This window comes from Flavobacterium sp. A45 (assembly GCF_002001005.1).
GTDB lineage: Bacteria > Bacteroidota > Bacteroidia > Flavobacteriales > Flavobacteriaceae > Flavobacterium.
In genome coordinates, this window is the sequence record NZ_MUNX01000043.1 from 1 (window position 1) to 14257 (window position 14257).

The following is a 14257-nucleotide window of genomic DNA, read 5'->3' on the forward strand; positions in this document are numbered from 1 at the left end:
TTAGAATACAAAGTAAAAACTTACAAAAATGACAAATTAAAATTTATCCAGAACGGAAATAAAGTTGCAGAAGAATACGCCAATATCTTTTCAAATGTTATGTTTGCGGAGTTTTTAAAAATAGCGGAAACAAAAAATAACGGCTCATAACACACGCTACAAGCAATTTGGGCATTTGGTTTAATGGGAAAATTGGTTTGTATTTGGAAGATTTGGCAAATCCGAAAGATAACACTGATTTAATCCCAAACTGCTTGTAGCGCGAGAACGTTGTGCGAAAACTTTAGAAACCAACCTAAAATCATAAACTTTTGATGAAACAATTCATATTTATTCTATTGTTCTTATTTTCAATAATTAGTTGTTCGGATAAAGAAAAATCTGAAACAGAAAAAATTGTATTTTATTCCTCACCTTCATTTTATAGTGGCTTTAAAATAGAATTAGACAATAAAACGAAGAGAATTATTGCTTCAATTCCATACGAATACTCTTTAGCAGATTCAGTATCACAAAAAACTTGGAAATTTATGGATTCTACTGATTTGGCAAGTATTAGAAAATTTTTACCAAAAGAGATTAAATTTGAAGTTAAGCCTGAAAATTTACAATTTAAGGAACTTGAAAATATTCTACAAAAACTATCTCAACTAAAAGCTGATGGACTTCCTCCAGAAGATGGAATCAACATTTGCATAGAAAGTAAAACTTCAGAAAAGAAAATATCTAAAAAGATTTTTTATTCTCCAAATAGAAATTCAGAAGAAGGAAAATTGATTGTGAAAACGTATGAAGTTATTGCATTATTATTTAAAGACGAAACTAAACTTGAAGATGCAATTGAAAACTCTCAAAGATACTTCAATGATGATATTTACATTGTTAAATCTACAGCACCCCTTTATGTAAAATTTTTAGATACTCATTGTGATGATATAGAAAATGAAATTGGTAAACTCCCATATTCAAAAACAATTTTTGTTGACTTAACCAATTACAGTAAAGATAAAAACGAATGCTTAGAAAAGATTCTTCGGAAAAAATATTCTAAGATTAAATGGATATTAAAAACAACAGAAAATTACGGTTTTGCTGAAGAATAAATCTTCGCATAACAGCCACAACGGATTTGGGCAATTGGCTTAATGGAAAGTTGGTTTTGTATTTGGGCTGAATTGGCAAATCCGAATAATGGATCTAATTTAATCCAAAACCCACTTATTACCAGAACGTTGTATACTATTTAACCACATAATTCTTTAAAATGAAGATTAAATTTTTATTAGTATTAATGCCCCTCTTTGCAATAAGTCAATCTAAACCATTTTACAAGCAGACTATTACTGCCTATGAAATAAACAAGAAAGACACGGTTAATAAAAAAATCATGGTAACATATCTTGATAGTTTAAGAAAGATTATTACCACTGAAAATAATATTTCAAACGCCATATCTGGGAGTAAATCAAAAAGTAATAAAACTCATTCTGTTACTGAAGTTGATTCAGATAGATTATATATTTTAACAGACATTGATGAAAAAGGTGATACAATAGGTAAAATAGTTTATGTTTATGATGATAAAAAAAATCAAACAGAATATTATCAAATAAGAAGTAGCGATACAATAAATGGACAAAAACGTGTATATAATGAGTTTGGAAAAAATACTAAACTATACAACAAACGGAAAGAAGGCCACAAGTATTTTTTAAGAACGGAGTGTGAATATGATTCTAATGGAAACACTACACAAAGCAAAACTTATAATGAATCTGGGAAATTAATAGAATATGATAAATACGAGAATGTTTATAAAAAAAATGAATTTATAACTACCAAATTTTCATCTTCTAACGGCAATGGCTTTGTAAAGAAGTTAAAACAAATAAAAAAAGATTATACAACAACTACATATTATTATTCAAATAGTGTTGGCTTTAATTACGGAATAAAAATCAACATTTTTTATGGAGGTATGTGTATCCAAGAAGAAGATGAAAAAGGCAATATGAAAGAATTGAAAATATTTGATGACAATAAGAATTTATTAGTCTACGTCAAGAATTCTGAAATAAAACTTCAACCCGAAAATAAATAAACAGCATACAACAGTTACAACGGATTTGGGTAATTGGCTTAATGGGAAGCTGATTTTAAATTTGGGAGATTTGGCAAAATACCAATGATGAAAAAGAAGTGCTATTTCTTTTCAGAATCAATTCGATAGCCAACACAAAAAAGTAATAAACAAACTGCACACAAAAGCATTGGAACAAAACCCTGTTGCCAATTTACCTGACATTACTTATTTACAATGATAAACATAAACAAAGTACACCACATTGCCATAATTGCATCGGATTATTCAAAATCCAAGCATTTTTACACAGACGTTTTAGGATTGACCATAATTCAGGAAATCTATCGTGAAGAGCGGGATTCTTATAAACTTGATTTGGCTCTAAATGGCGAATACATCATCGAATTATTTTCGTTTCCAAATCCGCCAAAACGCCCATCCAGACCAGAAGCTACAGGCTTGAGACATTTGGCTTTTGAGGTTTCAAATCTGGATGAAACAGTTGCTTTCCTCAATACCAAAAACATCGAATCAGAACCTATCCGAATTGACGAAATGACTCAAAAACGTTTTACTTTCATCGCAGATCCTGATGAACTTCCGATTGAATTTTACGAGCTATAGTTTTACTGATTGTCAAGTTTATTAAAATAAAAATATGCCTATTCAAAAAATAAAGCGAACGTACCGCAAAACGAAATACATACTTTACAAAGAAACTCTAGTCGATTATAAAGAGCAGTTTTGGTCATTTTTAGGCTCGTTTGTCGGTATCGGAATCTTGGCTTACATCCAATCCATTCACTTTACAGGAAACGATGCCGTGTATTTAATTGGTTCTTTTGGCGCTTCGAGCGTGTTGGTTTACGGCATTATCCAAAGTCCGTTTTCACAGCCCCGAAATTTGGTTGGAGGGCACTTAATTTCGGCATTAATAGGCGTTACCGTTCACAAATTAGTACCAGATATCATTTGGATAGCCGCTCCCCTAGCCGTTTCTTTTTCGATAATTTTAATGCAGATTACTAAAACCCTGCATCCTCCGGGAGGAGCAACCGCTTTAATCGCCGTCATTGGTTCCGACAAAATAAAAGCCTTAGGCTATATGTATGTGTTCTCGCCGGTGCTCATTGGTGTCCTAATTTTACTAATCACGGCTTTAATTTTCAACAACATGACTTCAAGCCGTTCTTATCCGAGCCATAGTACCTACCACAAACACTACCATAAATTAAAAAAGCGCTTAAGCAAAAGACAAAATTAAATTCGAACAGCTGGCTGAATCACATATTAATTAGAATCTTCATTCCTAAAAATATTTCTTCTATTATTATTGTTTTACGTTTAAAATGCTATTTTTGGTAAAATTAATCTCACTTTAACCAAAAGCACTTTAAATGAAAAACAAAATTCTTCTACTATTATTGGTGATTGCACAAACTGTATTCGGCAGTAATAATCTTACCGAAAATCAAAAACTTGCCACAACCTGCAAAGTTTGGGGGTTTTTAAAATATTATCATCCCAATGTCGCAGATGGAAGCAAAAATTGGGACGAACAGCTTTTTATAATTTTACCCGAAGTTGAGAAAGCACAAACCAAAGAAGAATTTTCATTAGTTCTAGAAAAATGGATTGCTTCGCAAGGAGAAGTAAAAAAATATGTAGCCACTAAACCAGACTCAAAAGTGGAGCATTTTACAAAAAATTTAAATTTAAAATGGCTTGATGACTCCAAAGTATTCTCCAAAGCGCTTTCACAAAAACTGAAATTTATTGAAGAAAATAGGTTTCAGGGAAAGCAATATTATGTTCAATATGGTGTTCATGATGCTTCGCTTTTAGAATTTATTAATGAAGTAAAATATCCTAATTTTAAATGGAGTGATGAAAATTTACGCCTTTTGACTTTATTTCGTTATTGGAATTATGTAGAATATTTTTTTCCATATAAATATCAAATGGATCAAAAATGGGATATTGCTTTGAATGAAATGTTACCTAAATTTAGTGAAACTGACTCTGAAATGGATTTTGTTTTAGCAATGCTTGAAATAGTCGCAAAATTAAATGATACCCATGCTTCATTTAGTTCTTTTAAGATGTTTGAATATTTTGGAGATAAATGGATGTCTGTAAACATTAAGGTTATCGATGAAAAAATGATTGTGACTAGTTTTCAAAATGATTCTTTAGCAAAAATAGATGATTTCAAAATTGGAGACGTCATTACAAAAATTGACAAAAAAACAATAGGACAAATTATAAAAGAAAATAAAAAATATATAAGCGGATCTAATGAAAGTGCTGTTCTTGATAAAATTTATTGGGTTTTTGTTATGGGAAAATCGAATACTGCCGAAATTGAATTTATTAGAGATGGAAATACATCCATTAAAACAATAAAACGCTACTCTTATAAAGATTTAAAAATTCAATTTCTCGAAAAAGAAAAATGGAACATTTTGACAGACAATATCGGTTACGTCAATATGGGAGAACTTACTGAGGCTGATGTTCCAGAGATGATGGAACAATTAAAAAACACAAAAGCTATTATTTTTGATATACGAAATTATCCTCAGGGTACTAATTATGCTATTGCAGAATACTTAAACCCAAAACCTAAGGAATTTGTTAAATTTACAGAACCTGATTTAAGCTTTCCAAGTAGGTATATTTGGAGAAAAGGCATTGAAACCTGCGGAAAAATTAATCCTGATTATTACAAAGGGAAAGTAGTTCTTTTAGTAAATGAAAAATCAATTAGTCATTCAGAATATACTGCAATGACGTTACAAGTAGCCCCAAATGCAACCATAATTGGTAGCCAAACTGCAGGAGCAGATGGAGCAAATGTAAGATTCGAAATAATTAAAGGACTTCCAACATCATTTACGTGTTATGGCGTATTTTACCCTAACAAAAAAGAAACACAAAGAATCGGAATTGTTCCAGATATTGAAGTGAAACAAACAATCAAAGGAATTCAAGAAGGTAAAGACGAAGTTTTAGACGAGGCAATTCGTTTCATAAATAAATAATGCTGTAATACTTAAAAATTAACTAACCTTTAAAATAAAAACCAAAAAATCATGAATAAAAAAATATTTTTTTTAGCATTATTATTACTAGGTTCAATAGGATATTCACAATCGTTGGATTGTAGTAAGTTCAAAAACGGAAAATTTTATAGTAAAATTTCCACAAGCTCTTTTGTTATTAAAGACACAACCATGGAAGATTTTAACGGTGGTGATTTTCTTGTTTGGACTTGGAGTATAAAATGGATAAACGATTGTGAATATGAAGCTGTTTGTACTAAAAGTACAAATGAATTTATTGTGGTTGGAGATAAAATGATTGTAACGCTCAAAGTTATTGATGGTGAATGCTTCGAGTTTGACAGAAAATTAATAGACAAAAAATTTGCTGATGGTTCGGATACAAAGAGTTTTTATAGCTGTATTAAAAAAGACTAAATAATTATTAATGACTTGGAAAGAACAAATCAATAAAATAATTAAAATAAGCCATTATAAATAAGTCTATAAAGATTTATGATTTTCGAAAATCAGATAAAATGTTTCTTTTGACTAAAAAAATCTTTTCAACAAATCCCAATTCATAAATCTGAAATCTAAAATTAAACTTTACATTTGCTCTTTCAAAAAAACAAAGATTATGGTTTATAAATTCAGAGTCATTCTAGATGCCGAAGAAGACATTTTTAGAGACATAGCAATACTTGCAGAAGATACTTTAGAAGATTTACACAATGCTATTTTCAATTCATTTGGCTTTGACGGAATGGAAGTAGCCTCTTTTTATACTTGTGACGAAACTTGGAATCAAGAAGATGAAATTTCTATGTTTGACACAGGAGATGTTCCAGGTGAGCAAAAAGTAATGAGTGATTATAAGTTATCTGACATATTAGACGAGCAAAATACCAAGATTATTTATGTTTACGATTTTATCAACATGTGGACTTTCCTAGTTGAATTGGCCGCTATTGAAGAGCAGGTTGTTGGAAATATATACCCCGAAACAATATTTTCTCACGGAGAAATGCCAGACGAAGCTTTAGAAAAAAACTTTGAAGCCGATGATATGCACAATGACATCTACGGCGAATTTGAAGACGATTTGGACCAAGACGATCTAGATATGTTCGAAGGAGACGATAGTTTTGAAGACTATGGGTTTGAGGAGAATTGGAATTAGCAGTTAATTTGTTTAAAAGTTTAAAAATAGTTTAATTGTTTAAAATGGTTTGTTGATGGCTACAATAAAAAGATTTGAAGATTTAGAAATTTGGCAAGATGCTCGAAAACTCTCAAAAGAAATCATTTTAATATCCAAAAACACCGAATTAAATAGAGATTTTAAACTCAAAGCGCAAATTAAAGATTCCTCAGGTTCTGTGATGGACAATATTGCAGAAGGTTTTGAAAGAAATGGAAATTCCGAATTCCGACAATTTCTTTCTATTGCCAAAGGTTCTGCTGGAGAAACCCGCTCCCAATTATATAGAGTTTTTGATAATGAATATATAAATGAAGTGCATCTAAATCATTTAGTTTTGGAATGCGAAAAATTAAGTATAAAAATACACAACTTCATTACTTACCTTAATAAAAATGATTTCAAAGGAACAAAGTTTATTGGTTAGCCTTTTTAAACTTAAACCATTTAAACTTTTAAACCCTTTTAAATTTCTAAACAGCTTTATGATTTAAACAATTTTAAACTGAATTAAACAATATTAAACAATTTAAACATCCTAGATGATCAACCTATACAACACGCACATTGAAACGCTATCCATACACCGTGTGGGAAACATGAGCCGCAACGAGCCTCTTTTTTTATCAGAAGAGCCATTTAAATTAAATGATGAAATCGTGCCTTTGATGAAAGAGTTTTTCTTTAAGCCTTTTAAGGAGAAAGAAGAAAACTATTTTCAGTTTGCACACGAAGTGGATCTGGACTACAATGACATGTTTAAATATGCAACGGAAATTTTCAACAATCCGAATTCATTGCATGATGTTTCCAAAAAGATAACTCAACATCTTTTTGAGCAATCAAACCATCCGCATATCAAAAATGGTGAGGTATATGTGACTTATTTGACCAATTTAAGTATTGACAATAATGTGGTGGATGCAATCGGAATTTTCAAAAGTGAAATCCAATCCGACTTTTTGCAGTTTGAGGAAAAAGGAACTCAATTGGAAATGATATTGCAGCACGGAGTAAGCTTAAACAAACTGGACAAAGGCTGTTTGATCTTTAATTACAAAAAAGAAGAAGGATACAAAATTCTATCGGTAGACAGCAATCGTTATGACGCGAGATATTGGTTAGAGTATTTCCTATCGGTAGATGCATTTGAAGATGAAAATTTCATCACCAAAAAATATTTGAAATTCTGTCAAGGTTTTGCCAAAGATGTTGTTTTCCCTGCCGAAGACAAAAAAGAAGAGGTAATGTTCATGAACCGTTCTGTGAATTATTTTGCAAAAAACGATCAATTTGAAGAAACTAATTTCTTGAATGAAGTTTTGGACAATCCCGATTTGATTCCAGAATTTAAAAATTACAAAGTTGACAAAGGAGAAAAATACAGTATAGAAGATGTAACTTCATTTCCAATTGCAAACGCTGCAGTAAGCGACGCAAGAAAATCGATTAAAAACGTAATCAATTTGGACACACATATCCAAATCAAAATGGATTTTATCAATCCGGAAAGTGCTGAGAAATTTGTGGAAAAAGGATGGGACGAAGAAAAACAGATGTACTACTATTTAGTTTATTTCAATAAAGAAGAGAAATCTTAATAAGTATTCATAAAGAATTATTTCAATAAAATCACAATCTCCAACTGCTTAGGTAGTTGGAGATTTTTTTTACAACAAACTCTATCGGTTTTATATAAATAACATTGTTGTAAGATTTGCACTTCTTTCGATATAAAAACATGCATTTCATCGGATTTATTTGAATAATAAGTGTTTTTATTATACGTTTGCTTCAAATTATAACCCCCACACTATGAGCTTTTTAGATTTTATGTCGAAATTTGTCGATAAAAAAACTGCCTGTTCTATTTTTGGTCACAAAATAGTAACTGTCAGAAACGTAACTGGTCATTTTAAAGAATATAAATGTACCGTTTGTCAGGTTGAATTAACCAATGATTTACAGGATAGAAAAACATTTCTAACTCCTGAGTTAAAAAAAATAAATGAAACTTTATTGAATCATTACAACAGGAAGAAACTTTCGTCCCTATAATTCATTTATTTGCTAAAACCCTGGTCTGAATAAATTGGAGCTATTGAAATTTCTGGTAACGAATTCAAAAGCGGCACTCAATACATTCCCCATGGATTTTGCGTTTTTAAAATTCATATCATTTGTGTAACGATACAATTCCAACTTCAGCTGATTCAAATTTTCATCTGTAGAAATAGCATCATTACCCATAATTTTCATCAGAATCTTAATTCGGTTTTCGGCGGTATTGATTCTTTTGGCCAATGCTGAACGCTCCTCATTTTTATACTGCTCTATGGATCGATCTTGAAGTTTATTCTTTATGTTTTGAATCATAGGATAATTTTCCTTGAAAAATTGCGGTCGATACACTTTAAAATTCCCTTCATAACATTGTTGATCAAAATCAATTGGTCTAATTTTATAGACAACTTGATCAAAATCATGAATCGGAATAACTACATAATTATACGATCTCATATCTCCCAATAAACGAATCATACAACGTTCGTTGAACTTCACAAATTCTTTGGCAATTTGGGCTTTTTCGGTTTCCGTACATTTGTTCAATAAAGTTTGCATGAAAACATCTCCCGGAATCCCAGTAATATGCTCTTCTATCAAAGTATCTTTAAAAACTAAAAAATTAATTTTATAAGGAGAGAGAAGATGTTCCAATTCCAAACCATAAACTCTGGAGGCATCCGCTTTTTTGATATAAAAATAAGTATAATTGTCATTCAAAATATTTCTGACTTTTATTCTAAATGGCTTTGAGTTTCCAAAAGTGCAATAGTCGATTGCATCCACATTCAGGTACTGTAAAATATCGGTATTTCCATCAGAATACAATAAAGAGTATACTTTTTTAAGATTTAAATCTATCTCTTCTCTTTCAAACTCATTATAATATACCCTAACCCATAAGGTATCTTGGTCATTTTTATCAAAAACACTTATAGCTCCCGAAAATCGCAAAAGATCATCATAAACAACAGGCTCTTTGGATACAAGATCAAATCGCTCCAGATAATTCATCAATGAATTATTTATTGGATAACATGGTTTTTTAAAAAACATTAAAGGCGCCTCACTCATTGCAGGTAGATTTGCTACAAATTTACGTTAATACTGTTGTTTATTCAAGGTGTTTCGCTTTTTAAATCCATAAAAAACATTTGATTTTAAGCAACTAAACAGTTCCTATCCATTCTATAAAATCTAGTCTAAAAGAAAATAATCAAAACTCTTGAGTAACAAAACCACAGCAAAATCGTCATATACAAAAAACACTTACTAATTTGGAAACAATACTTTCAATACATAACCTCAACAAGCGTTATGGCAGTCTTCAAGCCTTAAAAAATGTTTCATTAGAAATTAAAAAAGGAAATGTTTACGGAATTCTAGGCCCTAATGGAAGCGGAAAATCGACTACTTTGGGCATTGTCCTCAATGTAGTAAACAAAACTTCTGGCGAATATAGTTGGTTTGACGGGAATCTTCAAACACATGAAGCTTTGAAAAAAGTGGGCGCCATTATTGAAAGACCCAATTTTTACCCCTACATGACTGCTGAGCAAAACTTAAAATTGGTCTGCAAAATAAAAAACATCGATTACTCAAAAATTCAGGAGAAATTAGAATTAGTAGGTCTAAACGACAGAAAAGGCAGCAAATTCAGCACTTTCTCTTTAGGAATGAAACAGCGTTTAGCCATAGCTTCAGCCTTGTTGAACGATCCTGAGATATTGATACTGGACGAACCTACCAATGGATTAGATCCTCAAGGAATTCATCAAATAAGGGACATTATCAAAAAAATTGCTTCAAAAGGAACTACCATTTTATTAGCATCCCATTTATTGGACGAAGTTGAAAAAGTATGTTCTCATGTTTTGGTTTTAAGAAAAGGAGAAATTCTGTATTCTGGTTCTGTTGACGGCATTTCTGCCAATGAAGGTTTCTTCGAGTTACAGGCAGATGATGCTGATCAATTAATTCAAGTATTAAAAACCCATCCAGCAATTGAAAAAACGACCCTATCAGAAGGAAAAGTTTTGGTGTATTTAAAAACAAGATTAGAATCAAAAGAGTTAAATCAGTTTCTGTTTTCGAATAACATTTGTTTGAGTCATTTGGTAAAACGAAAAAACAGTTTGGAAGAACAGTTTTTAGAATTAACCAAGAATAAGTAGTAATGGCAACATCAATTAAAACACTAACAGTCTAAAAATCTAACAATCTAAGTTATCTTCAAATGAAACGATTACTCTCTATAGAATTACAAAAAATATGGTTAAACAAAGCCAGCAGAGTGCTAACTTTAACTTATTTTATATTACTTTCTTTCATTGCTTTGATTGCCTCTATCAAGTTTGACATAGGCAACATTCACTTTCAAGTTGCCGAAATGGGTATTTTCAATTTTCCTTATATCTGGCATTTTAACACCTACGCTGCCGCTGTTTTAAAACTCTTTTTGGCAATAGTTATCGTTTCGATGATGGCTAATGAATATAGTTATGGCACATTAAAACAAAACCTGATTGACGGTTTGAGCAAAAAAGAATTTATCCTTTCAAAATTCGTTACCATTCTTCTATTTGCCGTTTGTTCTACTGTTTTTATTTTTATAATGTCCCTAATTCTTGGTTATAGTTTTTCATCCTACACCGAAATTGGTATTGTTTTTTCAGATTTAGAATATCTTTTGGCCTTTTTCATAAAATTAGTTGGATTTTTCTCTTTCTGTTTATTCTTGGGAATATTAGTAAAACGATCCGCTTTTGCACTGGGATTTTTATTTGTTTGGAATATTCTCGAAGCCATCGCAAAAGGAATTTTGAACTTTCATCTTTTTCCGGAAGGCAAAACAGCAAGTTACATCACTCAATTTTTTCCATTGGAAGCAATGTCCAATTTAATCTCAGAACCTATTTCCAGATTATCACTTATTAAATCAATTGGCGACCAAATGGGTGTTGAAAACATCAAAGATTACAGCGTCCCTTTTTCAGCAATTGTAATCGTTTTGTGCTGGACTATTATCTTTTTATTCTTATCCTATAGAATCCTAAAAAACAGAGATTTGTAGTATATTTGTTGGTATGAACCCTCCAAAGTTATTAGTACAAGTTATTCTTCTGCTCTCCTTGGGTATTGCAAATGCCCAAGTTATAACTATTGATGATAGCCAAACTGCCCAACAATTAATCGAGAATGTTTTGGTCAAAAGTACCTGTGCCAATGTTTCCAACTTCAAAGCAACTGGAGATAACTTTACCGCTGGTCAAAACAGTTATGGTTATTTCAATGCCGGCACTAGTAATTTCCCAATTAAGGAAGGAGTTATATTATCTACTTCAACAAGCAAAGATGCTGTAGGTCCCTATCAAAATCAAATTGGAGGAGGAAATGGCTCATGGATAGGAGATCCCGATTTAGATCAAACTTTAGGAATCAAAAGCATAAATGCTACGGTACTCGAATTCGATTTTGTTCCACTAACTACTTCCATCAGTTTTAACTATATTTTTGCTTCCAATGAATACCAACTGTATTTCCCATGTGAATTCTCGGATGCATTTGCTTTTTTAATAAAAGAAAAAGGAACTACCGATAATTACAAAAACATTGCGGTATTGCCAGGAAACACAACTCCAGTATCTTCTAAAAATATTCATCCCACGATAAATGATGTTGTAGATGCATTAGGAACTACTCATTCTGGTTGTCCTGCTGTAAACGAGTCCTATTTTGGCGGTTATAATAATGCCTCTAGTCCCGTTAATTATAGTGGTCAAATTATAAAGATGAATGCCCATACCGATGTGGTTATTGGTAAAACCTACCATATCAAATTAGTTATTGCCGATGATAAAGCGGTGTATTATGATTCTGCCATATTTTTGGAAGCGGGAAGTTTTACAGCTGATATTGATTTAGGACCAGATCGTACTGCTGCAGCCAATAATCCTTTGTGTCACGGAGAAGCTTTTACTGTTGACACCAAACTCCCTGCAACTTATACTTACGAATGGTATAAAGACGGTTCAACAACTCCAATTCCAGGCGAAACAAAACCAACTCTTACCGTTACTGATTCAGGATCTTATAAAGTAAAAGTCCTTTTATCTCCTGCAACCTGTACCGCCGAAGATGAAATAAAAATAGAATATGCCCCGCAAATCGTTTTAAACAATACAACCCTTTACCAATGCGACGATAATGCCGATGGTATTTCAATATTTGATTTAACCAAAGCAGAGAACATCATTAAAAACAACGACACAAAACTCACAAAATTGGTTTATTATAAATCGTTGTCCGATGCACAAAATGAAACAAATCCTATTCAGAATCCTGCAACTTATACCAATTCATTACCAAATGAAACACTGTATGCAAGAGTGAGCAATGACTTTGGCTGTGTCAATTATGCCCAATTGAATTTGGCAATATCCAATAACTCCATCTCAACACAAAACCCAATAAAAATTTGTGATTATGGTGAGTTGTGGGACGGAATAGCACCAAATGATGACTCTCTTTTACATGACGGAAAAGCACAATTTGATTTGAACGCCCAAGTCACACCACAAGTCATAAATGGTCTTCCTGCTGGATTGACAGTTGAATATTACCTAACCCAAACCGATGCCATTGCCCAAAAAAACAAATTGCCTAATCTTTTTACCAACACGATTCCGAATCAACAGATAATTTATGCCCGAATTGTAAACGGCTCCGATTGTTATAAAATCACTCCCGAAACACTTGTAGTAAACACTTTTAATCCACCCAATTTTGAAGAAGAAACAACAGGTTTATGTGATGGAACTTCTAAGATTTTGACCGTGGAGAGTGGTTTTTCATCTTATTTATGGAGCAATGGAGATTCAGCCAACACAACAACTGTAACAAATCCAGGAGAATACACTGTAACTGTGACAAACTCGGAAGGTTGCCAAAAAACAAAAAAATTCATTGTTAAGTCTTCTGGAATTGCAACAATTACCAGTGTTGCCGTTTCCGATTTTGCCGGAACAGAAAATTCTGTTACAATTTCGTATTCTGGCAATGGAGAATACGAGTTTTCGCTAGACGGCAATTTTTACCACGAGAGTCCTGTTTTTAATCGGCTAACCCCTGGGATTTATTGGGCAACCGTGAGAGATAAAAATGGCTGTGGAACTTCTGTCCCTTACGAAGTCTATGTGCTTGATTACCCCCGTTTCTTTACTCCAAATAATGATGGATTTAACGATACTTGGAAAATTAAAAATCTAGATACCTTACCAAAATCAACCATCTCAATTTTTGACCGCTATGGAAAATTATTAAAACAGCTCAACGCTACAAGCAACGGATGGAATGGTACTTATACTGGAAAAGTTCTTCCAGCAGATGATTATTGGTTCTCTATAATTTTTGAAGATGGAAAAATTATAAAAGGTCATTTTTCTTTAAAAAGATAGGTTTAAAAATTTATGGTAATTATTGAGTTTGACATACATAACAGATCCACTAACAAGAGCAGGTAGAATCCCTATATTCAATAGTTCCAAATCACTAAAACCTCAATTTTTCATCAAAAAAAGAATGAATCCCCATCAATACTATAATTGGGGTCACTATCGGGATTATCAATGCCGTTACAATCAGTTGCAGGTTCCAACCATTCCATTCTTTGGCTTTTTTATAAGCTGTTCCAAATGAATACATATACATGAGCATGAAATATAAAATCAACAACATAATTTAGTTTATTTAATGATCAAATATATAGATTAAAAACATATAATATCGATTAAATACATTTATTTATTTATTTTATAAGCATTTATCCTTTTTCAATAAGCATACTCTAATTATATATTATTG

At 31.9% G+C, this 14257-nt stretch carries 15 protein-coding genes; 13 read left to right on the forward strand and 2 right to left on the reverse strand.

Annotated features, from left to right (window positions below; all coding sequences use genetic code 11):
• Positions 1-314 precede the first annotated feature (314 nt).
• The 10 genes from B0E44_RS02010 to B0E44_RS02055 all read left to right on the forward strand — a co-directional run bounded on the left by B0E44_RS02010 (position 315) and on the right by B0E44_RS02055 (position 8389).
• On the forward strand, positions 315-1103 hold the full coding sequence (locus tag B0E44_RS02010) for a hypothetical protein (protein ID WP_077370533.1): 789 nt from the start codon (positions 315-317) through the stop codon (positions 1101-1103).
• A 161-nt stretch (positions 1104-1264) separates the two neighbouring features.
• Positions 1265-2101, forward strand: coding sequence for a hypothetical protein (locus B0E44_RS02015; protein WP_124019262.1), 837 nt, complete (start codon positions 1265-1267; stop codon positions 2099-2101).
• 216 nt (positions 2102-2317) lie between these two features.
• Positions 2318-2707, forward strand: coding sequence for a VOC family protein (locus B0E44_RS02020; RefSeq protein WP_077370535.1), 390 nt, complete (start codon positions 2318-2320; stop codon positions 2705-2707).
• Positions 2708-2741: 34 nt separating this feature from the next.
• The gene (locus B0E44_RS02025) at positions 2742-3347 is read left to right on the forward strand and encodes an HPP family protein (protein WP_077370536.1); all 606 of its coding nucleotides are present in this window, start codon (positions 2742-2744) and stop codon (positions 3345-3347) included.
• Positions 3348-3480: 133 nt separating this feature from the next.
• Positions 3481-5127 (forward strand): S41 family peptidase, encoded by a 1647-nt coding sequence (locus B0E44_RS02030; protein WP_077370537.1) that lies wholly within the window; start codon positions 3481-3483, stop codon positions 5125-5127.
• A gap of 51 nt (positions 5128-5178) precedes the next feature.
• The gene (locus tag B0E44_RS02035; RefSeq protein WP_077370538.1) at positions 5179-5565 is read left to right on the forward strand and encodes a hypothetical protein; all 387 of its coding nucleotides are present in this window, start codon (positions 5179-5181) and stop codon (positions 5563-5565) included.
• 202 nt (positions 5566-5767) lie between these two features.
• Complete coding sequence (locus B0E44_RS02040) at positions 5768-6310, forward strand: hypothetical protein (RefSeq protein ID WP_077370539.1); 543 nt, start codon at positions 5768-5770, stop codon at positions 6308-6310.
• Between the two features lie 55 nt (positions 6311-6365).
• Entirely contained in the window at positions 6366-6758 is a 393-nt protein-coding gene (locus tag B0E44_RS02045) for a four helix bundle protein (protein WP_077370540.1), read from the forward strand.
• 115 nt (positions 6759-6873) lie between these two features.
• Positions 6874-7932 carry a nucleoid-associated protein gene (locus tag B0E44_RS02050; protein ID WP_077370541.1) on the forward strand — a complete coding sequence of 353 codons (1059 nt, stop codon included), beginning with the start codon at positions 6874-6876 and terminating at the stop codon, positions 7930-7932.
• A gap of 214 nt (positions 7933-8146) precedes the next feature.
• Positions 8147-8389, forward strand: a complete 243-nt coding sequence (locus B0E44_RS02055) for a hypothetical protein (protein ID WP_077370542.1) — start codon at positions 8147-8149, stop codon at positions 8387-8389.
• Between the two features lie 12 nt (positions 8390-8401).
• On the opposite strand, the gene B0E44_RS02060 is transcribed toward B0E44_RS02055, so the two are convergent.
• Complete coding sequence (locus B0E44_RS02060; RefSeq protein WP_077370543.1) at positions 8402-9469, reverse strand: hypothetical protein; 1068 nt, start codon at positions 9467-9469, stop codon at positions 8402-8404.
• A 203-nt stretch (positions 9470-9672) separates the two neighbouring features.
• On the opposite strand from B0E44_RS02060, the gene B0E44_RS02065 reads away from it, so the two are divergent.
• The 3 genes from B0E44_RS02065 to B0E44_RS02075 all read left to right on the forward strand — a co-directional run bounded on the left by B0E44_RS02065 (position 9673) and on the right by B0E44_RS02075 (position 13851).
• Positions 9673-10569: an ABC transporter ATP-binding protein gene (locus B0E44_RS02065; protein WP_077370544.1), complete on the forward strand. Its 897-nt coding sequence runs from the start codon at positions 9673-9675 to the stop codon at positions 10567-10569.
• 62 nt (positions 10570-10631) lie between these two features.
• Positions 10632-11468, forward strand: coding sequence for an ABC transporter permease (locus B0E44_RS02070; RefSeq protein WP_077370545.1), 837 nt, complete (start codon positions 10632-10634; stop codon positions 11466-11468).
• Positions 11469-11481: 13 nt separating this feature from the next.
• Complete coding sequence (locus B0E44_RS02075; protein WP_077370546.1) at positions 11482-13851, forward strand: T9SS type B sorting domain-containing protein; 2370 nt, start codon at positions 11482-11484, stop codon at positions 13849-13851.
• A gap of 94 nt (positions 13852-13945) precedes the next feature.
• Here B0E44_RS02075 and B0E44_RS02080 read toward each other — a convergent pair whose 3' ends face one another.
• Positions 13946-14131 (reverse strand): hypothetical protein, encoded by a 186-nt coding sequence (locus B0E44_RS02080; protein WP_077370547.1) that lies wholly within the window; start codon positions 14129-14131, stop codon positions 13946-13948.
• Between the last annotated feature and the right edge of the window lie 126 nt (positions 14132-14257).